The sequence below is a fragment of the Lentzea sp. NPDC059081 genome (genome assembly GCF_042738015.1).
Classification (GTDB): Bacteria; Actinomycetota; Actinomycetes; order Mycobacteriales; family Pseudonocardiaceae; genus Lentzea.
In genome coordinates this window covers 149794-169742 of sequence record NZ_JBHYGW010000001.1, presented here as the reverse complement: position 1 = coordinate 169742, position 19949 = coordinate 149794, and the positions used below count along the sequence as shown (strand labels likewise).

Annotated in this window: 18 protein-coding genes; 7 read left to right on the top strand and 11 right to left on the bottom strand. The window is 72.1% G+C overall.

Going from position 1 to position 19949, the window contains the following annotated elements:
* Positions 1–65 precede the first annotated feature (65 nt).
* The 3 genes from ACFWV3_RS00815 to ACFWV3_RS00805 are packed head-to-tail and all read right to left on the bottom strand — an operon-like array spanning position 66 to position 4048.
* Positions 66–446, bottom strand: coding sequence for a carboxymuconolactone decarboxylase family protein (locus tag ACFWV3_RS00815; RefSeq protein ID WP_382406719.1), 381 nt, complete (start codon positions 444–446; stop codon positions 66–68).
* Between the two features lie 2 nt (positions 447–448).
* Positions 449–2437 (bottom strand): FAD-dependent oxidoreductase, encoded by a 1989-nt coding sequence (locus ACFWV3_RS00810; protein ID WP_382406717.1) that lies wholly within the window; start codon positions 2435–2437, stop codon positions 449–451.
* Positions 2438–2443: 6 nt separating this feature from the next.
* Positions 2444–4048: an ABC transporter substrate-binding protein gene (locus ACFWV3_RS00805; protein ID WP_382406715.1), complete on the bottom strand. Its 1605-nt coding sequence runs from the start codon at positions 4046–4048 to the stop codon at positions 2444–2446.
* Positions 4049–4280: 232 nt separating this feature from the next.
* Here ACFWV3_RS00805 and ACFWV3_RS00800 point away from each other — a divergent pair, with 232 nt between their 5' ends.
* From ACFWV3_RS00800 to ACFWV3_RS00790, 3 genes are read left to right on the top strand one after another with little or no spacing between them, the layout of a single operon-like run.
* On the top strand, positions 4281–6248 hold the full coding sequence (locus ACFWV3_RS00800) for an FAD-dependent oxidoreductase (protein ID WP_382406713.1): 1968 nt from the start codon (positions 4281–4283) through the stop codon (positions 6246–6248).
* Positions 6249–6268: 20 nt separating this feature from the next.
* A complete protein-coding gene (locus ACFWV3_RS00795) occupies positions 6269–7021 on the top strand; it encodes an IclR family transcriptional regulator (protein ID WP_382406711.1) in 753 nt (250 codons plus the stop codon).
* 14 nt (positions 7022–7035) lie between these two features.
* Entirely contained in the window at positions 7036–7905 is an 870-nt protein-coding gene (locus ACFWV3_RS00790) for an HpcH/HpaI aldolase/citrate lyase family protein (RefSeq protein WP_382406709.1), read from the top strand.
* Positions 7906–7921: 16 nt separating this feature from the next.
* Here the strand turns inward: ACFWV3_RS00790 and ACFWV3_RS00785 are convergent, their stop codons facing one another.
* Together ACFWV3_RS00785 and ACFWV3_RS00780 are read right to left on the bottom strand one after the other, a co-directional pair.
* Positions 7922–8302, bottom strand: a complete 381-nt coding sequence (locus ACFWV3_RS00785; protein ID WP_382406707.1) for a hypothetical protein — start codon at positions 8300–8302, stop codon at positions 7922–7924.
* Positions 8299–8850 carry a MarR family winged helix-turn-helix transcriptional regulator gene (locus tag ACFWV3_RS00780; RefSeq protein WP_382406705.1) on the bottom strand — a complete coding sequence of 184 codons (552 nt, stop codon included), beginning with the start codon at positions 8848–8850 and terminating at the stop codon, positions 8299–8301. The genes ACFWV3_RS00785 and ACFWV3_RS00780 overlap by 4 nt, the downstream gene beginning before the upstream one ends.
* A 56-nt stretch (positions 8851–8906) precedes the next feature.
* Here ACFWV3_RS00780 and ACFWV3_RS00775 point away from each other — a divergent pair, with 56 nt between their 5' ends.
* Entirely contained in the window at positions 8907–9662 is a 756-nt protein-coding gene (locus ACFWV3_RS00775) for an AraC family transcriptional regulator (protein ID WP_382406703.1), read from the top strand.
* Positions 9663–9771: 109 nt separating this feature from the next.
* On the top strand, positions 9772–10929 hold the full coding sequence (locus ACFWV3_RS00770; RefSeq protein ID WP_382406701.1) for a 4-hydroxybenzoate 3-monooxygenase: 1158 nt from the start codon (positions 9772–9774) through the stop codon (positions 10927–10929).
* A 7-nt stretch (positions 10930–10936) separates the two neighbouring features.
* On the opposite strand, the gene ACFWV3_RS00765 is transcribed toward ACFWV3_RS00770, so the two are convergent.
* From ACFWV3_RS00765 to ACFWV3_RS00745, 5 genes are all read right to left on the bottom strand, one after another.
* On the bottom strand, positions 10937–11323 hold the full coding sequence (locus ACFWV3_RS00765) for a TIGR03618 family F420-dependent PPOX class oxidoreductase (RefSeq protein ID WP_382406699.1): 387 nt from the start codon (positions 11321–11323) through the stop codon (positions 10937–10939).
* Positions 11320–11961: a TetR/AcrR family transcriptional regulator gene (locus ACFWV3_RS00760; RefSeq protein WP_382406697.1), complete on the bottom strand. Its 642-nt coding sequence runs from the start codon at positions 11959–11961 to the stop codon at positions 11320–11322. The genes ACFWV3_RS00765 and ACFWV3_RS00760 overlap by 4 nt, the downstream gene beginning before the upstream one ends.
* 153 nt (positions 11962–12114) lie before the next feature.
* Positions 12115–12855 (bottom strand): SDR family NAD(P)-dependent oxidoreductase, encoded by a 741-nt coding sequence (locus tag ACFWV3_RS00755; RefSeq protein WP_382406695.1) that lies wholly within the window; start codon positions 12853–12855, stop codon positions 12115–12117.
* Positions 12852–13718, bottom strand: coding sequence for a fumarylacetoacetate hydrolase family protein (locus ACFWV3_RS00750; RefSeq protein ID WP_382406693.1), 867 nt, complete (start codon positions 13716–13718; stop codon positions 12852–12854). Before ACFWV3_RS00750 ends, ACFWV3_RS00755 begins: the two co-directional genes overlap by 4 nt.
* A 1-nt stretch (position 13719) precedes the next feature.
* On the bottom strand, positions 13720–14631 hold the full coding sequence (locus ACFWV3_RS00745) for an SMP-30/gluconolactonase/LRE family protein (RefSeq protein ID WP_382406691.1): 912 nt from the start codon (positions 14629–14631) through the stop codon (positions 13720–13722).
* 44 nt (positions 14632–14675) lie between these two features.
* On the opposite strand from ACFWV3_RS00745, the gene ACFWV3_RS00740 reads away from it, so the two are divergent.
* Positions 14676–16391: an IlvD/Edd family dehydratase gene (locus ACFWV3_RS00740; protein WP_382406689.1), complete on the top strand. Its 1716-nt coding sequence runs from the start codon at positions 14676–14678 to the stop codon at positions 16389–16391.
* Positions 16378–19167 carry an FAD-binding and (Fe-S)-binding domain-containing protein gene (locus ACFWV3_RS00735; RefSeq protein ID WP_382406687.1) on the top strand — a complete coding sequence of 930 codons (2790 nt, stop codon included), beginning with the start codon at positions 16378–16380 and terminating at the stop codon, positions 19165–19167. The genes ACFWV3_RS00740 and ACFWV3_RS00735 overlap by 14 nt, the downstream gene beginning before the upstream one ends.
* Here the strand turns inward: ACFWV3_RS00735 and ACFWV3_RS00730 are convergent.
* Positions 19161–19934: an SDR family NAD(P)-dependent oxidoreductase gene (locus ACFWV3_RS00730; RefSeq protein WP_382406685.1), complete on the bottom strand. Its 774-nt coding sequence runs from the start codon at positions 19932–19934 to the stop codon at positions 19161–19163. The two genes, ACFWV3_RS00735 and ACFWV3_RS00730, sit on opposite strands and share 7 nt — an antisense overlap.
* Positions 19935–19949 lie beyond the last annotated feature (15 nt).

Sequence of the window (19949 nt, the reverse complement as noted above, 5' to 3'; positions counted from 1 at the left end):
CCGAGTGGAAATGTCAGGGAGAGAGCCGTCCCGCGCGCTGACGCGGGCGCGGGACGGCGTGAACGTCAGCTCTCGTCGAAGACGCGGTGCAGCACCTGCGTCGCTTCCTCGATGGCCGGCATGCCGGCGGGCAGGCCGGCGAGCGAGATGGCCTCGAGCACCTCACGGCGGCTGGCACCGTTGGCGACGGCCCGGCGGGCGAAGTGGATGATCCCGTCGGGGTCGCCCTTGGTCGCCGTGGCGACGCCGACCAGGACGAGGTAGCGGGTCTTGAGCTCCAGCGCCCTGGGCTCGTCGGCGAACAGCAGCTCGGACGCGAGGGCGTCGTAGCGGCTGAGGATCTCCGGGTCGACCTCGTCGAGCAGCTCGTGCACGGGCAGCACGTACCCGCGCTTCGCCCGCACCCGTGCCAGTGCCTCGGAATCGGTCTTCTCGGTGGTGCTCATTCTCAGATTTCCCTTCCGGCGAGTTCGCCTTCCCAGATGGCGTTGAACACGCGGCGCGGCGACACGCTGTCGCCGATCGCGCGCACGGGCACAACGCCCTGCAATGCGTGGAACAGGGCGTCTTCCGCCTTGTTGCCGGTGCTCAGCACCACCGCGTCCACGTCCTCGTACGCCGTGGACTCACCGGTCCACACGTCCGCGAGCGTCACCGTGTCCTCGTCCACCGACACCAGCTCGTGGTCGGTGACGAACTTGACGCCCTTGTTCCGGATGCGCCGGTAGGTGGCCTGGAGGTCGCGGCTGGCCTCCAGGTCCGGGGCCACCTGCGGCAGCCGCGTCACGATGGTGACCTTGTGGCGCAGGTCCGCGAGGTGCTCGGCGACGACGACGGCCTGACGTGCGCCCGTGTCGTCGAAGACGAACACCGTCGGGCCCAGCTCGGCCTTGCCCGCCATGACCTCGTTGATCGAGTAGACGTTCCACTGGTCGGCGCCCGGCACGATCGTGCCGTCGCCCCACGACGAGGGCCGCAGCGAGCTCCAGCCGTGCTTGAGCGGGGTCGAGCCGGTGGCGACGACGACCTCGTCGAAGCCGGTGAGGTCGTCGGCCTCCGCGCGGTGCGAGAGCTTGACCTCGACCCTGGCCTCGGCGATCTGCGAGATCAGCCAGTCGGTGATGCCCTGCCACTCGGCGTAGGTCTCCGAGCGGGCCATCAGGGCGACCTGACCGCCCAGTTCGGACTGCTGCTCGAACAACGTGACCGAGTGACCTCGTTGCGCGGCGGTCAACGCAGCGCGCAGACCCGCCGGGCCGCCACCGACCACGGCGACGCGCTTGCCGGCCGGCGCCTGCTTCAACGTGCCGACGCCGAGCTCCGCTTCCCTTGCCACGGCGGGGTTGTGGATGCACGCCAGCGGCGAGTTGACGATCGAGGCGAGGCACCAGTTGGAACCGACGCACGGCCGGATCGTCGTGGCCTGGTTGCGCATGGCCTTGTTCGGCCACTCCGGGTCCGCGATCAGCGTGCGGGTCATGCCGACCATGTCGGCGTCACCGCGTTCCAGCAACGCCTCGGCGATCTCCGGCGTGTTGATGCGACCGACCGCGACCACCGGGATGTCCGGCAGCGCCGCCTTGATCCGGGCGGTGTCCTGCAGCTGGAACCCGGCCGGCTGGGGCGTCGCGCCGTAGATGTTCATGCGCTCGGCGTAGGTGCCCGCGGTGACCGACACGTAGTCGACGAGCCCGGTGTCCGTGATCGCCTTCGCGATCTCCGTCCAGTCCGCGTTGGTCAGTCCACCCGGGACGTCGCCGTCGGTGCCGTTGATGCGGACGCCGACGATCCGGTCGGGGCCGACCTCGTCTCGGGTCCGGCGGATGATGTCGAGGATCAGCCGAAGCCGGTTCTCGAAGCTGCCGCCGTACTGGTCTTCGCGGTGGTTCGTCGCCGGCGAGAGGAACTGGCCGAGCAGGTAGCCGTGCGCCAGGCCGTGCACCTCGACGCCGTCGAGGCCGCCTTCCGCCGCGTACCGCGCCGCGAGCACGTAGCCGTTGATCAGCTCGTCGATCTCGGCCTGCGTCAGGACGTGCGGCATCTCGCGGTAGACGGTGCAGGGCACCGAGGACGGCGCCCAGACCGGCAGGCGGTTCACCGTGCCGCTGGTCTCCCGGCCGCGGTGCCACGGCTGGGCGAGCAGCAGGCACCCGTGCTCGTGCACGGCCGCGGCGAGCTTGCGGTAGTTCTCGACGACCGCGCGTTCGAACGCGAAGATCTTGCCCTTGTACGGCTGCGTGGTGGGGTGGACCGCCATCGCCTCCATGGTGATGACCCCGACTCCACCGCGAGCGCGCTCCGCGTAGTAGTGCACGTGCGCGTCGCTGAAGTTGTGGTCCTTCACCAGCTGGGTGCTGTGGGCGGTCATCCAGACGCGGTTCTTGGCCGTCTTCGGGCCGATCCGCATCGGACTGAACAGGTTCGGGTAGTCACTCATGTTTTGTCAGCCCTGCTTGAGCGTGTAGGCGAACATCTCGCCGTTCGGTGCGTGCTGGTAGTTCGTCAGGCCCTTGCGCACCGCGTGCACGAAGTCGCGGTCGACGAGGTAGATGAACCCGGGGTGGTTGGCCTGGATCTCGGCCGCCTTCTTCACGAGCGCGTCGCGCTCGGGGCCGGGCTTGGTCGTGCCGACCTGGGCGGTGACCGTGTCGAGGTCGTTGTCGACGTAGCCGAAGGTGTTGAGCTTGCTCTTCGACGAGTTGTAGAGGAACAGCGAGTAGTACGGGTCGGCCACGGCCGGCGGCTCGAGGTACAGCAGCGCCTGGAAGTTGCCGTCGTGGAAGACGGTGTTGATCTCGGTCGCGCTGGCCAGGGTCTGGATCTTGACCTCGATGCCGACCTGGCGGAGCTGGCTCTGCAGCAGGATCGCGATCTGCTCGGCCTCGGCGCCGGGACGCGCGGGGCTGATGTGCAGCGTGATCGACATCGAGCTGGCACCGGCGGCGGCGAGCAGCTGCTTGGCCTGGTCGACGTTGTACTCGTACTTCGCGGCGTTCGGCAGGTCCAGGCCGTAGGCGGCGCTCACGGTCGCGGCGGCGGGCTTGTTGAAGCCGCGGTAGACGGCGTCGACGATCGTCTTGCGGTCGATCGCCAGCGAGATCGCCTTGCGGACCTCGTTCTTGCCCAGCACCGGGTCCTTGGCGTTGAGCACCAACGGGATGCGGTCCGCGGAGACGCACGTCTGCACGTCGATGGCGGGGTTGGAGCGCAGCTGCGCGTACTGCTCGTACTGCAGACCGGTGGCGTAGGAGGCGTTGCCGGTGGACAGCAGCTGCGCGCGGCTGGCCGGGTCGGCGACACCGACGAACACGAGCTTCTCGACGTCGCCGCGGGTGCCCGAGTAGTTCGGGTTCTTGGTGAGCGTGAGGCGGTCGCCCGAGACGAAGTCGCTCGCGCCGTGCGTCCACGGACCGAAGGTGGAGGCGTTGCGCGAGACGAACGCCTTGCCCCACGGGTCCTCGGCGGTGACGTTCTTCTTGATCTCGGTGCTGTCGAGGATCCGGAACTGCGACCACGTGAGGATCGCGATGTCCATGGCGGACGGCTTGTCCATCTGGATCTCGAAGTTGCGGTCGTCCACGACCTTGATCGGGTCGGCCGCCCAGTCGGCGACGTCCTGCATCAGCGTGTTCGGCGTGCCGACCTTGAGCTGGATCAGGCGGTCGATCGTCCACTTGACGTCGTTCGACGTCAGGGTGTTGCCGGCGGCGCTGCGGGCTTCCTTCAGCTTGACCTTGACGACCTTGCCGTCGGCGCTGCGCTCGAACGACTCGGCGAGGTCGCCCTCGATCTGGTCGACCTTCGCGAGGGCGTTGCAGCCCTGCTCCGGGAGGTCCTCGGTGCCCCAGCGGAAGAGCGAGCTGCCGAGCTCGAAGCCGATGTTGCGCGACGGGTCGCCCTGGTAGTCGGCGGGGTCGAGGCTCGTGGGGAGGCCGGTGAGCGCGTAGGTGAAGGTCGTGCCCGCCTTCGGCTTGTTCTGGGCGGCACCGCCACCGCCGCACGCGGTCACCGCGAGCGCCACGACGGCCACGAGGGCCGCCGGACGCACGACGCCGGACCTGACGGCGCCGGCGCCAGAGCTTCGGGCAAGTGATCTCCGAGTCATCAAACCTCACCTTGTTCCGCTCAACGGGAAGGGGTTACGCTCCTGTCCCACTCTCAAGAACTCGGTGACGGGCTGTCAAGACCTTCATTGAAAACTAATTGAAACGGCAACCACGGTCCACTTGCGAGACCAACATCATTTCCGTTGGTCTGGAACGATTTCGGGAGGCGCGCGAATGACCACTCGTTCGAGTCTGCACGAGACAGTCCACAGCGGACGTCTCACGCTGCGTAATCGACTGGTCATGCCAGCGCACACGACCAACTTCGCGGTCGACGGCAAGTTCTCCGCGCGACACCTGGCCTACCACCGGGCGCGCGCGGCCGGTGGAGTCGGGCTGATCATCACCGAGGGCATGCGCGTGCACCCCACGAGCCTCGGGCGCACGAACACCGTGTCGGCCTTCGACGACTCCGTCATCCCGTCGCTGGCCGAGCTCGTGGACGTCGTGCACGCCGAGGGCGCGAAGCTCGCCGCGCAGCTGCTGCACGTCGGCAGGCAGTCGGGCGGGCACAACATGCTGACCCCGGCCTGGGCCGCGTCACCGATCCCCTGGTCCGCGACCGCCGCCGTGCCGCACCAGATGAGCACGTCCGAGATCGCCGAGCTGGTCGCCGCGTTCGGTGCGGCCGCGCGCCGGGTGGCCGCCGCCGGGGTCGACGCCGTCGAGGTCCACCTGGGACACGGGCACCTGCTGCAGCAGTTCCTGTCCCCCGCCACCAACCAGCGCACCGACGACTACGGCGGCAGCCTTGCCAACCGGCTGCGCCTCACGCACGAGGTGCTCGGCTCGGTCGCCGCCGCGCTGCCCCCGTCGATGCCGGTGATCCTGCGGATCAGCGCCGACGAGTTCATCGAGGGCGGGCTCGGCGTCGAGGAGATGCTCGCCGCCGTGCGCCTGGTGGTCGAGCGGCACACGATCGACGTGCTGCACGTGAGCCACTCCGCGTACGTGGGCAGCGCGAGCATCGCCACGCAGATGGCCGACATGAGCTTCCCGCCGCTGCCGTTCCGCCATCTCCCCCGCGCGTTCAAGAAGGAGTTCCCGCAGCTCAGCGTGCTCGCCGTCGGCCGGGTCGACACCCTCGCGAACGCCGAGAGCCTGGTCGCGGACGGCGACGCCGACCTGGTCGCGCTGGCCAGGCCGCACATCGCGAACCCGAACCTCGCCCTGGTGACGTCCACGCCCTCGCGGGAGTGCATCGCGTGCAACCAGGGCTGCGCGGGCCGGCTGGAGGCGGGGCTGCCGATCAGCTGCGTGGTCAACCCCGAGGCCGGCATGGAACGGGAGTGGGACGCGCTGCGCACCGCCGCGCGGTCCGCGGAGCCCGGCAGGGTCCTCGTCGTCGGAGGCGGACCGGCCGGGCTGGAGGCCGCGATCGCCGCCGCGTCCGCCGGGCACCACACCACCCTCGTCGAGGAGGCGGACGCGCTCGGGGGCGCGCTCCGCCTCGCCGCCGCGTTGCCGATGCGGGCCGAGTACGGCCGGTTCATCGGCGAGGCCGAGGCACTCGCGCGCCACGTCGGGGTCGACGTCAAGCTCGGCGTGCGGGCCGACGAGCAGCTCCTCGCGGACGGCTGGGACCGCGTCGTCCTGGCGACCGGGGCCGCCGAGGTGCCGGACACGCGGTTCGCCGCGCTGCCGCTCGCGACGGCGATCTCGGATCCCGCCAGCACGGCCGGTCACGTCGTCCTGATCGACGAGGACGGCACCACCACGGCCCTCGCCGTCGCCGACCTGCTGCTGACCCGCGGCTGCCGGGTCACGCTGCTGACCGACCGCCCGGCGCTGTCGTGGCGGGTGCCCGTCTACTCCAAGCCCGCGCTGCTGCAACGGTTGACCGGACGGGGTTTCGGCGCGCTGCTGATGCGCACGCCGGTGGGTCTCGACGACGGGGTGCTGACTTTCGCGGACCCCCTGTCCGGCGAGCACGGCGAGCTGGAGAATGTCTCGGCTGTGATCATCATCCGTCAGAGGTCCGCCGGTACCCCCCTGTCCCACCCCGGCGCGCTCGTGGTCGGCGACGCCTACGCACCGCGGACGGCACTGGAAGCCGCGTTCGAGGGCAGGCTTGCCGGACTCTCGGCCTCGGACACCCCCGACGTACGTGCCGCGGCGGCTGCGCTGCGCGGCCGTCTCTGACCAGAACCGGAAGGACGGCCATGCAGGCGGTCGAGCGGGTCTCAGCGGTGCTGCTGAGCTTCACCGAGTCAAGCCGCGACCTCGGCGTCACCGAGATCGCGGAGGCGGTCAACCTCCCGAAGAGCGCGGTGCACCGCATCCTGGAGGCGCTGACGAAGTCCGGGCTGCTCGCCAAGGACCAGGACCGCGGCCGGTACAGCCTCGGCCCGCGGATGACGGAGCTGAGCCTCGCGTCGCTGGGGTCCATGGACATCAGGACGCTGTCGCAGCCGATCATGGAGGACGTCCGCGACGCCGTCGGCGAGACCGTCACCCTGAGCTTCGTCGTCGGCAGGGAACGCATGTACGTCGCCCAGGTCGAGAGCAAGCAGGACGTCCGGATGACCGTCGAGGTCGGCCGCCGCGCACCCCTGTACGCCGGGGCGTCCGGCCGGGCGATCCTGATGACGTTCTCCCCCGACGACCTCGACGCCTACCTGGCGGGCGTGGACCTCGAACCGCTCACCGAGCGGACGATCCGCGACCGGACCACGTTGCGCGCGATGCTGACCGTCGACCAGCGCCGCGGCTACTCGGTGAGCCGCGGGGAACGCGACTCCTACGCCGCCGCGGTCGCCGCGCCGATCGTCGCGCGGGGCAACCGGGCCATCGGCTGCTTCAGCATCTGCGGGCCGCACGAACGGCTCAAGGACGCGGTCGCCGAGACCCTGGGACCGGTCGTCACCGAGGCGGCCGCGAAGATGTCCGCCCTGCTCAGAGGCAGCAGCGGCTGAACGGGAGGTGCGCAATGCCGAACGGGTCCGCGCTGCCGGGACGGAGCTACCTCTACGTCCCCGGCCATCGGGACAGCCGCCACGCGCGTGCACTGCACAGCGGGGCGGACGACGTGATCATCGACCTGGAGGACGCGGTCCCCGCCGAGGCCAAGCAGGAGGCCCGCGAGGCCTGCGCCCGGCTGCTGGCCTCCGGCGAGTCGTGGCCGGCCAGGGCGTGGGCGCGGGTGAACTCGCACCCCGAGCACCTGGTGGCCGATCTCGCCGCCGTGGTGTCGCCGGCGCTGGCCGGGGTCTGGGTGCCCAAGGCCGAGCCCGCGCTGCTGGCCGAGGTCGACGAACGGCTCACGGAGCTGGAGGAGGCCGCGGGACTGCCGGCCGGGGCCACCGCGGTGGTCGCGCTGGTGGAGACCGCGACCGGGGTGCTGCGGGCGGAACAGCTCTGCCAGGCACCGCGCGTGGTGCGGCTGGGCATCGGCGAGGCGGACCTCGCGGGTGAGCTGCGGCTGCGACCGGACGACGAGTCGAACCAGCTGCACGGCGTGCGCCTGGCCGTCGTGCTGGCCAGTGCGGCGGCCGGGCTCGCGCCGCCCGTCGGTCCGGTGGAGATCTCGGTGCACGACGAGGAGCGCCTCCAGGCGTCCACGACCGTGTTGCTGCGTCAGGGTTTCCGGGCGCGCACGGCGTTGCACCCGCGGCAGGTGCCGGTGATCAACGCCGTCTTCACCCCCACCACGCGGGAGGTCGAGGAGGCGACCGCGCTGCTCGCCGTGCTCGACGAGGCGCGGCGGCGCGGGCAGGCGACGGCGGTGGACCCGTCCGGACGGCTCGTCGACCCGGCGGTGGTGCGCGGGGCGCGGGAGGTCCTCGACCGGGCGCGGTGACCAGGTCGGCACCGGGTCAGCGGGGCGGCCCGGCGGCTGCCATCAGGGCCTGCCACGGGGCCGCGTCGAAGATGAGCAGGATCGAGCTGATCCCGTCCTCGCCGACCCGGAAGTGCTCCGCGGTGCGTTGCGTGCCCGCCGGCGAGGCGGTGTGCACGTCGTAGACGAGGGTGGCCTCGGCCTCGCCGTACAGCTCGCTGAGCAGGTCGACGCCGGTGACGATGCCGAGGAGGCCGTCGAGTCCGTCGAGGTGGCCGGTCGCGCTCGTCGAGGTGACGAACGGGCTCTGGAAGCGGAAGCTCCCGCCGATCTGGGCGGCGGCCGCGGTGACGTCCCCGCGGAACCGTGCGTCGTGGTAGGCCCGGACGGTGCGCCGGGTCGCCTCTGCGGTGGTCATGCCTTCTCCTCGGTCGGGTTCAGGTGTTGCTCGATGCGCTGCTGGTTCTCGACGAGACGCAGGCAGAGGTGCCGCAGCTGCGCCAGTTCGCCGGCGGTGAAGCCCTGGAAGACCGCGCCCATGGCGCGCTGGGTCGGTGCGCGGAAGGCGTCGAGCCACTCCCGGCCCGCCACCGTGATCACGACACGGACCGACCGGCGGTCGTGCCGGTCCTGGACGCGGTCCGCCAGGCGCTCGCCCTCCAGCGTGTCGACGAGGCCGGTGACGTTGCGCGAGCTCACCCGTCCCGCGCGGGCGAGCTCGCCGATGCTGAGGCCCTCGGCGGCGGTGCTCAGCCGCACGAGGATGTCGAACGCCCCGGCACTGAGCCCTCGCCCGCCGGTCCCCTGCCCGCGCAGGCGGTCGACGGCCTGCGACGCCGAGCGCACGGCCGCGGCGGCCTCCAGGGCGAGGGTGTCGCCGCCGCCGGTGAAGGCCTCCATCGAGGCGCGGACCCCGGCGTCGAAGAGCAGACCACTGTCGTCCGCAGATTTATGTACGTGCTTCACAATGAAGTAATACCACAATCCGCGACGAGGCACGTTCGCCGGTAACCTCAGGCCTGATGCCGGAAACCAGCCACCCCAAGACCACCTCCAGCGGTGGCGGCTGGCTCGACCACGGCTACCACGTCGACGCCCACACCCACGCCGACGGGCAGCTGGTCTACGCCGCGTCCGGGGCGTTCGCCACGTCGACCGAGCGGGGCACGTGGGTGGCACCGGCCACCCGCGCCACCTGGACGCCGCCGGGGTTCGAGCACTCGCACCGCTTCTACGGCCGGACCGACGTGCGGCTGGTCATCATCCCCGCCGAGCTGTGCGGCGCGCTCGTCCCGCACCCGAGCGTGGTCGCGGTCAGCCCGTTGCTGCGGGAGGCGGTGCTGGCGCTGACCGACCGGCCGGAGTCCCGTCCGGGGGCGCACGCCCGGCTGCGCGCCGTCGTGATCGACGAGCTGGCCGAGACGCCAGAGCTGTCCCTGCACCTGCCGGAGCCGCGCGACCCGCGGCTGCGGGCGGTGACCGACCTCCTGCACGCCGATCCGGGCCGCGCGTCGACGCTGACCGACCTCGGCCGCCTGGCGGGCGCGAGCGAACGGACGCTCAGCCGCCTGTTCGACACCGAGCTGGGCATGAGCTTCCACCGCTGGCGCACGGTCCTGCGCGTGCACCACGCCCTCATCCACCTCACCAACGGCGTCTCCGTCACCGACACCGCGATCGCGTGCGGGTGGTCGAACCCGTCGAGCTTCATCGACGCGTTCAGCTCGGTGACCGGCCAGACGCCCGGCCGCTACCAGGCCGGTCTCCAGCGCTCGTGAGGTTGGCGGGTTTCCATCATCCACTGTCCTGATCCCGGTGGGCCGCCGCCTCTGGGAAGTCCAGTGTGGAGGACGTACCTGAACGACCGAGCACAGAGATGCGATGGACATGGACGAACAGCACGACCACACCGACGTCGTCATCGTGGGTGGCGGTGTCGCCGGGCTCGCGCTCGGCACCTTCCTGCAGCGCGGCGGAATCCGCTGCGTGATCGTGGAGAAGCACAGCCGCGAGCACGTCGCGCAGCGGCAGCGCGCCGGTTCCCTCGGGGCCGGTGGCGTGCGCCGGTTCCGGAAATGGGGACTGGAAGAAGCCTTCGCGGGCGCACCCAGCCACCTCTCGGACGAGACGGCGCTGCCGTTGCTCGTCGAGGGCGAGACGCGGTACTGGAAGTACGGGGGCGACGAGGACGGCGACGAGTCGGTCTTCTGCCCGCAGCAGGTGCTCGTCGCCAACCTCACCCGGATCTTCCTCCGCGAGGGCGGCGACCTCCGCCACGAAGCGGCCGACGTGGCGTTGGAGAACGTGGTCGACGCACCGCTCGTCCGCTACCGCGACACCACCGGCACGACCAGGACGATCGGCTGCGACCTCGTCGCCGGCGCCGACGGTTTCCACGGCGTCAGCAGGAGGTCCGTGCCCGCCGACGTGCTCCGCGGCGACACGCACGAGTTCGGCTACGCCTGGCTCAGCGTCCTGGCGGAGGTCGGCGCGGATCCCGCCGCGGTCATGGCGGTGCACTCGCGCGGGTTCTCGGCGCAGATCACCCGCGGTCCCGGCAGGAGCCGCGTGTACCTGCAGTGCCCGGTGACCGACACGGTCGAGCAGTGGCCGGACGAGCGGATCTGGAGCGAGCTGGCGGAACGGTTCGGCGGCCCGGTGAAGACCGGTGCCATCGCCACCAAGCAGGTCGTGCCGTTGCGCGGCGTCGTGTTCAGCCCGATGCGCTACGGCAAGCTGTACCTGCTCGGCGACGCGGCGCACCTCATCTCGCCGATGAGCGCCGAGGGCATGAGCCTCGCGCTGCACGACGCGGAGACCCTGGCCAGCGCGGTGGTCGAGCAGCGCTCGTCGGGCGACGCGCGGCTGCTCGACGAGTACTCCGACACCTGCCTGCGGCACATCTGGAACCGCCAGCAGGCCGCCGTCCGGCTGACCGACACGATGCACGACGCCGGCGACGTCTCCCACCGCGGCGAGTTCCGCCGGCAGATCGCCAGGGTGGAGCTCGAGGCGATGCTCCAGCCCTGCCGGACGACGACCTGACAGCGCGTCAGGGCGTGTGCACCCGGTCGACCTTGACGGTGAGCAGGACGCGCTCGCCGCCGCCGAACCCGGGATAGGGCCGCCCCAGGTACTTCCGGGACAGCTCGTCGATGTTCTCGCGGGCGCCGTCGGTGCTGACGTCCACGACACTGCCGCGCAGCGCCCAGTACCGGGACGGCGCGGCGGGGTCGGCGATGCCGATGGCGATGCGCGGGTCGCGGCGGAGGTTGCGCGTCTTCTGGTGGGTGTCCACGGTGTTGATGAGGACGTGCTCGCCGTCGGTGCCCACCCAGGTCTGGGAGATCTGCGGCGACCCGTCGGGCATGAGCGTGGTGACGAAGCAGATCGCCTTGTCGTGGAGAACGGCGATCAGGTCGTCGGGCAGTGCCGTCATGTGCTGGGCCTTCGTCTCGTCCGGTCGTGGTAGAGGTCGCCGATGACCGCCTGGTCCGGCGTGTCACCGTCGAGGTCGGCGTGCCGAAGCCCCGCCAGCGCGATCCGCAGCGCACGCCGCCACAGCTCGTGACCGCGGGAAGCGTCCATGACGCTGCCCACCATCACGTGCACCGCGGCGAAGTCGGCCGGTGTCGCCCCGGCCGGCAGCTGCCCCGCCAGGACGGCCCGCTCGATCAGCCCGGCCACCAGCGGTGTCATCCGCTCGTGCGCCCGCTGCACCAGCGCGGTGGCCTGGTTCCGCCCGCGCAACAGCTCCCCGAGACCCCGGCTCCGCGCCTCGACCTCGAGCTGCCGTTCGAGGAACCAGGCCAGCCCGGCCCACGCGTCGTCCCCGGCGCACGCCTGCTCGGCGAAGCCGACCACCAGGTCGACGTGCTCGCTGAACAGGGCGTCCAGCAGGTCCTGGCGCTGCGGGAAGCGGCGGTACATCGTGCCCATCCCGGTGCCGGCGGCGCGCGCGATGTCCTCGTACGAGACGTCCAGCCCCCGGACCGCCATCAGCTCGAACGCCGTCCGCAGCAGCAGCTGCCGGTTGCGCTCGGCGTCGCGGCGCAGGGGCGGAGCGGCTTCGGTCACGGGCGAAGCCTAGAGAAGTGGAAGAAGAATTCCAAGTTGAAGGATGGTTCCACTTCGCTCGGACGTCTGACAACGCAGACCTTCAGGCGGCGCCGCCGGAAGGTGAGACGACCGGCTGCAGCTGAGGTCTGCCACGCCGCGTGCTTCCAGCCCTCACATCCTCAACGCCGTCATCCCGCCGTCCACCCGGAGCACGACCGCCGTGGTCGACCCTGCCAACGGCGAGGCCAGCGACGCCACCGCGTGCGCGATCTCCTCCGCCGTGACCAGCCGCCCGATCGGCTGCCGCGCCCGCAGCGCCGCCTCCGCCGCGACCGGGTCCGGCGCGGCCTCCAGCAACCGCCCGACCCAGGGCGTGTCGGCGGTACCGGGCGCGACCGCGTTGACGCGGATGCCGTCGGCCACGTGGTCCGCGGCCATGGCGAGGGTGAGCGCCAGCACCGCTCCCTTGCTCGCGCTGTACAACGCCCGCTGCCGGACGCCCACGAACGCGACCGCCGAGCACATGTTGATGATCACCGGGTGCGCGGACCGGCGCAGGTGCGGCAGGGCGGCGCTGGACACGCGGGCGGTGCCCGTGACGTTCACGTCCAGGACTCGGGCCCACTCCTCCTCGTCGTTCTCGCTCACGTCGCCGGTGGCGCCGACCCCGGCGTTGTTCACCACGATGTCGAGGCCGCCCAGGCGCTCGGCGGCGGCGGTGACGGCTCGCGTCACCGCATCGCCGTCGGTGATGTCGCAGGTCAGGGCCAGCACGTCGGGCGGGACACCGGTCACGTCGCGGTCGAGGACGGCCACCAGGGCGCCGCGCGAGCGCAGGGCCGAGGCGGTGGCGGCGCCGATGCCGCTCGCGCCGCCGGTGACGAGGGCGGCGAGGGACTGGAGGTCGTTCATGCGGTGGTCCTGGGGCCGACGACCTGCTGGCGCTGGCTGCCCAGGCCCTGGATGCCGAGCTCCACCACGTCGCCCGGCCGCAGCCAGATCTGCGGGTCGAAGCCCATGCCGACGCCGGGCGGGGTGCCGGTGTTGATCAGGTCGCCGGGCTCCAGGACCATGAACTGGCTCAGGTGGTGGACGATGAAGTACGGGTCGAAGACCATCGTCCTGGTGTTGCCGGTCTGGCGGCGTTCGCCGTTGACGTCGAGCCACATGTCGAGGCCCAGCACGTCGTCGACCTCGTCGGGGGTGACGAGCCAGGGGCCGGCCGGGTTGAACGTCTCCGCCGACTTGCCCTTGCTCCACTGGCCGCCGCGCTCCAGCTGGAACGAGCGCTCGCTGACGTCGTTGACCACCACGAACCCGGCGATGGCGGCGCGGGCCTCCTCCACCGAGCCGAGGTAGCTGGTGCGCCTGCCGATCACGACCCCGAGCTCGACCTCCCAGTCGGTCTTGGTCGAGCCGCGCGGGATGCGCACGTCGTCGTCCGGGCCGACCAGCGTGTTCGGCGACTTGGTGAACAGGATCGGCTCGTCCGGCACGGCCTGGCCGGTCTCGGCGGCGTGGTCGCGGTAGTTGAGGCCGATGCAGAGGATCTGGTGCGGCCGGGCGATCGGCGCGCCGATCCGCTCCCCGGCGAACGGCGTGGTCCGGCCGGCCGCGACGCGCTCGGCGACGACGGGGGCGATCCGGTCGGCGCCGGCACCGAAGAACGCCTCGTCGAAGTCGGCGACGACGTCGGAGAGGTCGACGTACTCCGTCTCGCTCACCTTGGCGACGGGCTTCTCGGCGCCGGCGGGACCGATGCGCATCAGGTACATCTCAGGAGCTCCAGAGGTGAGTGGTGCCGGACCAGGCCGGCACCGGGTGACCGGGAACGTCGACGCGCGTCGTGAAGACGCGGCCGGAGTCGGGGAAGTCGAGCCGCTGCTGCTCGGTGAGCTCCTCGGTCGCGGTGGTGATCACGAGGCGGCGCAGGTCGTCGTCCGCGAACGCGACGCTGGACGTGTGCGGGGCGGGGACGGCGACCCGCTCGACGCAGGTGCCCCGCGGGTCGTACCGGCGCACCTCCCCCGCGCCCCAGACCGCCACCCACAGGTGGTCGGCGGCGTCCATCGCGATGCCGTCGGGGTAGCCGTCGTCGAGGGTCACGAACGTGCGCCGCGGCCCGAGCGGCTCGTAGTCGCGGACGTGCACGGTGCGGCGCAGGGTGTCGACGCTGAACATCAGCGCGCCGTCGGTGGACCAGGCGAGGCCGTTGGACAACGTCAGGTCGTCGTCGAGGACGGTGAGCTCGCCGCCGGGCTCCAGCCTGACCAGGGTCTCGCGCTCGGAGGCGCCCGCCAGGCAGAGCGTCCCGACCAGGAACCGCCCGGCCGGGTCGGACTTGCCGTCGTTGAGCCGCCGGTGCTCGCCGGCCGGCACCACGCGCGGCCCGACCAGGCGTTCGCAGCCGGGGCGCACCAGCACCAGGCTCTCCTGCTCGGCGACCAGCAGCGACCCGTCCTCGCCGACGCAGACCGCGCCGACCAGACCCGCGAACCCGAGCCGCTTCTCGACCACCAGGTGGTCGCCGTCGAACCGGCCGCGGCAGACCTGACGACGGACGATGTCGACCCAGAACAGCTTTCCGCCGCGGGCGTCCCAGACCGGTCCCTCCCCCAGCCCGAAGGCCTCCTCGGTGGCCGGCACAGGTGATGACGCGGCGGCACTCTCTCCCGTACGCTTCGCCATATTCCAAAAGTTAGCCCATCGTTCTGATTATTGGAAGTGGCCTCGTGACCGAGCTTCGCAGCAGCCAGTGGTACGGCGGGGACGACCGCAACGCGTACATCCACCGCGCCTGGATGCGCCGGGGTCTGCCGGACAGCGCCTTCACCGGGCGGCCGCACATCGCCATCGCGAACACCGCGTCCGACCTGACGCCGTGCAACGCGCACCTCACCGAGGTGGCGCGGTCGGTGAAGAACGGCGTCTACGAGGCCGGCGGCATCCCGCTCGAGCTGCCGGTGGTGTCGCTCGGCGAGACGCAGGTCCGGCCCACCGCGATGCTGTGGCGCAACATGGCCGCGATGGCCACGGAGGAGATGCTCCGGGCCAACCCGGTCGACGGCGTCGTGCTGCTCGGCGGCTGCGACAAGACCATCCCTTCGCTGCTGATGGCCGCCGCGTCGGTCGACCTCCCGGCGGTGGTCGTGCCGGGCGGCCCGATGATCACCGGCACGTTCCGCGGCGTGCCGCTCGGCTGCGGCACCGACGTGTGGCGGCTGTCCGAGGAGGTCCGCGCCGGAACGCTGTCGCAGGACGACTTCGTCCGGTCCGAGTCCGCGACGATCCGCAGCCGCGGCCACTGCAACACGATGGGCACCGCCTCCACGATGGGCCTGCTCGCCGAGGCGCTGGGCACCGTCCTGCCCGGACTCGCCGGCACCCCGGCTCCGGACAGCCGCCTGCTGGAGGGCGCCCACCACACGGGCAGGCTCGCGGTCGAGCTCGTCACCGCCGACCGGCGGCCCAGCACATGGCTGACCAAGGCGTCCTTCCACAACGCGATCGTCGCCCTCGCGGCCATCGGCGGCTCGTCGAACGCCGTCGTGCACCTGCTCGCGATCGCCGGACGGCTGGGCGTCGACCTGACCCTCGACGACTTCGACCGCATCGGCTCGCACGTGCCGCTGCTCGTCGACCTGCAGCCGGCCGGGCGCTTCCTGATGGACGACTTCCACCGCGCGGGCGGGCTGCACGCCGTGCTGCGCGAGGTCCGCGACCTGCTCGACCCGTCCGCGCTGACGGTCACCGGCAAGCCGCTGGTGGACCACCTCGGCGACGCGCCGATCTGGGACCCGGAGGTCATCCGCGGCCGGGCGGACCCGCTGATCGCCGAGGCGGGCATCGCGGTCCTGCGCGGCTCGCTCGCCCCTGACGGCGCCGTGGTCAAACCGGCCGCGGCGTCCCCGCACCTGCTGCGGCACCGCGGCAGGGCGCTGGTGTTCGACTCGATCGAGGACTTCCACGCCCGCGTCGACGACCCGGACCTCGACGTGGACGCCGACTCGGTGCTGGTGCTGCGCGGCTGCGGCCCCAAGGGCTATCCCGGCATGCCGGAGGTGGCGAACATGCCGCTGCCGAAGAAGCTGCTCGAACAGGGCGTGCGCGACATGGTCCGCGTCTGCGACGGCCGGATGAGCGGCACCGCGTACGGAACGGTGGTGCTGCACGTGGCTCCGGAGGCCGCGGCGGGTGGCCCGCTCGCGCTGGTGCGGACCGGCGACATCATCTCCCTCGACGTCGCCGCCCGCCGGATCGACCTGGAGGTCCCGGCCGACGAACTGGCGCGGCGCGAGGCGAGTGAGGCGATGACCGCGGCCTTCGCGAACCCCCGCCGTGGCTGGGAACGGCTCTACGTCGACCACGTGCGGCAGGCCGACACCGGTGCCGACCTCGACTTCCTGCTCGGCCCGACCGGCTCGGCGGTGAGCCGTGAGTCGCACTGACGCGCTGTCCCCCGAGGCGGATCTCGTCGCGGCACTGGAGAAAGCGGTCCCCGGTGCCGTCACGGCCAGGATCTCCGACCGCCTGGCCTTCGCACACGACGCGTCGCACTACCTGCTGACCCCGCGGGCCGTCGTGACACCCCGGGACGCGGCGGAGGTGGCGGCGTTGCTGCGCGTCGCCGCGGACCGGCGGGTGCCGCTGACGTTCCGCTCCGGCGGCACGAGCCTCTCCGGCCAGGCCACCGCCGACGGCGTGCTGGTCGACACCCGCCGGCACTTCCGCGCGGTCGAGGTCCTCGACGACGGCGCCCGCGTGCGGGTCCAGCCCGGCGCCACCGTCCGGTCGGTCAACCTGCGGCTCGCCCGGCACGGCCGCGTGCTCGGTCCCGACCCGTCCAGCGAGTCGGCGTGCACGATCGGCGGGGTCGTCGCCAACAACTCGAGCGGCATGGCCTGCGGCACCGAGCACAACACCTACCGCACGCTCGAGTCCGCCGTGCTGGTGCTGCCGAGCAGCACCGTCGTCGACACCGGCGCACCCGACGCGGACGAACTCCTGCGCGTCCGGGAACCGGCGCTACACGAGGGCCTCGCCCGGCTGCGCGACCGGGTGCGCGACGACCCGGCGTCGGCCGCGACCGTGCGGCGGCTGTTCTCGATCAAGAACACCATGGGGTACGGGATCAACGCGTTCCTCGACCACACCCGGCCGGTCGACGTCCTGGCACGCCTGGTGATCGGCAGCGAGGGCACGCTCGCGTTCGTCGCCGAGGCCACGTTCCGCACGGTCCCGATCCGCCCGCACGCCGCCGCCGGCCTGCTGCTCTTCCCCGACCTCGCCGCGGCCACCGCCGCACTGCCCGCGCTGGTCGCCACCGGTCTCGCGACGATCGAACTGCTCGACGCCACCAGCCTGCGCGTCGCCCAGCACGATCCGCGGGCCGGCGCGGGCCTGCGCGCCCTCGTCGTGGACGAGCACGCCGCGCTGCTCGCCGAGTTCCAGGAACCGACCGTCCTCGACCTCGCCGCACGACTGGCGGACGCGGCACCGGTCCTCTCCGGCCTCCCCCTCACCGAACCGGCCGTGTTCAGCAGTGATGCCGCCGAACGGGACGCGTTGCGACACATCCGCAAAGGCCTCTACGCCGCCGTCGCCGGTGCCCGGCCGCCTGGCACCAGCGCCTTGCTGGAGGACGTCGCGGTTCCCGTCGACCGGCTGCTGCCCACCTGCACGTCGTTGATCGCCTTGTTCGCGCAGCACGGCTACGACGGCAGCGTGATCTTCGGGCACGCCAAGGACGGCAACCTCCACTTCATGCTGACCGAGGACTTCGACCGGCTGGGCGCGACCGAGCGCTACGTCGCGTTCACCGAGGACCTGGTCGAGCTGGTGCTCGGGCACGGCGGCACGCTCAAGGCCGAGCACGGCACCGGCCGGATCATGGCGCCGTTCGTCCGCCGCCAGTACGGCGACGAGCTCTACCGGGTGATGCGGGAAGTCAAGCACCTGCTCGACCCGGCGGGCCTGCTCAACCCCGGTGTCCTGCTCACCGACGACCCCGAGGCCCACGTCCGGCACCTGAAGTCGACGCCCGCCGTCGAGGCCGAGGTCGACCGGTGCGTCGAGTGCGGCTACTGCGAGCCGGTCTGCCCCAGCAAGGACCTCACCACCACACCCCGGCGGCGGATCGTGCTGCGGCGGGAGATCGCGCGGGCGAGACAGGCGGGGAACGCGGCTCTGCAACGCGAGCTGGAAGCCGACTTCGAGTACGACGGCGTCGACACGTGCGCGGTCGACGGCCTGTGCGGCACGGCCTGTCCCGTCCTGATCGACACCGGCGACCTGACCCGTCGCCTGCGCGCCGAGCGGACCGGCCGCCTCGACCGGCGCGGCTGGACCACGGCGGCACGGCACTGGAACGCGACCACCCGCCTCGCGTCGGCCGCTCTGACCGCGGCGGCGTCCATGCCTCCTCGGCTTTCCACGGCGGTCACCGCGGCCGGACGCCGGGTCTCGGGTGCGGTGCCCGCGTGGTCACCGGACCTGCCTCGGGGCGGCCGCCGACGCCGTCCGCTGGCCGCCCCCGAGCCCGTCGCCGTCTACTTCCCCGCCTGCATCTCGACCATGTTCGACTCCGGGACCCAGGACGCCTTCCTGGCGCTGTGCGACCGCGCCGGGATCGCCGTCCGCGTTCCGGACGGGATCGGGTCGCTGTGCTGCGGCACCCCGTGGAAGTCCAAGGGGCTCACCGACGGGCACGCGGCGATGCGGGCGAAGGTCGTTCCCGCGCTGCGCGAGGCGACCGAGGACGGCCGGCTGCCGGTCGTGGTCGACGCCACGTCCTGCACCGAGGGGCTGACCGGGCTGCTCGACGGTGTGGAGGTGGTCGACGCCGTGGGCTTCGTCGACCGCGAGGTGCTGCCGCGCCTGCCCGCACCGAGACGGTTGGGCTCGGTGGTCGTCCACCCGACCTGCTCGTCCGTCCAGCTCGGACTGGACGCCGCCCTCACGCGGGTGGCCGCGGCCGTCGCCGAGCAGGTCGTCGTTCCGGACGACTGGGGGTGCTGCGCGTTCGCGGGCGACCGGGGGTTGCTGCACCCGGAGCTCACCGCCGCCGCGACCAGCGCGGAAGCCGTCGAGGTGCGCGGGATGGCCGCGGCCGACGCGTACGTGTCGGTGAACCGCACCTGCGAGCTGGGCATGCGCCGCGCCACCGGCAAGCCCTACCGGCACCTCCTCGACGTGCTGGAGGAGGTCACCCGGCCGGGTCAGTAGACGTTGGCGAGCAGACCGCCGTCGACGACCAGGTCGACGCCGGAGACGTAGGCGGCGTCGTCGGAGGCGAGGAAGAGCGCGGCTCCGGCGACGTCGGCCGGCTGCGCGAGGCGGCGCAGCGGGTACTTCCGCTCGATCTCGGCCCTGCTCGCCGCGGGGTCGGGCTGGAAGTCGAAGAACTCGCGCACCATCTCGGTGTCGACGTCGCCGGGGCAGATGGTGTTGCAGCGGATGTTCTCGGGCCCGTGCGCGGCCGCGATCGACCGGCAGAGCGCCCGCAGCGCGCCCTTCGTGGCGCCGTACATCGGCAGGTCGCGGTCGCCGGTGAGGCCCAGGACCGACGAGACCAGGACGATCGAGCCACCACCCGCCGCGCGCAGCAGCGGCAGCGCCGCCTTCACCGACCCGGCGACGGCCTTGACGTTGACCTCGTACATCGCGTCCCACTCCAGGGGCCCGGTGACGTCGAGCGAGCCCATGACCTGGTGGGCGGCGTTGGCCACGAGCACGTCGAGCCGGCCGTAGTGGTCCGCCGCGAACCCGATCATCTCGTCGGCCCGCCGCACGTCGATGCCCAGGCAGATCGCCTCGCCGCCGGCTTCACCGATGGCGTCGGCCGTCCGTTCGGCGCTGTCCGGGCTGAGGTCGACGCACACGACACGGGCGCCCTCGGCACCGAACCGGCGGGCGATCGCCTCGCCGATGCCCCGGCCGGCGCCGGTGACGAGAGCGGTGCGGCCGGCGAGTCGCCTTGACGTCTCCGCCATCGGTCACCTCCAGAT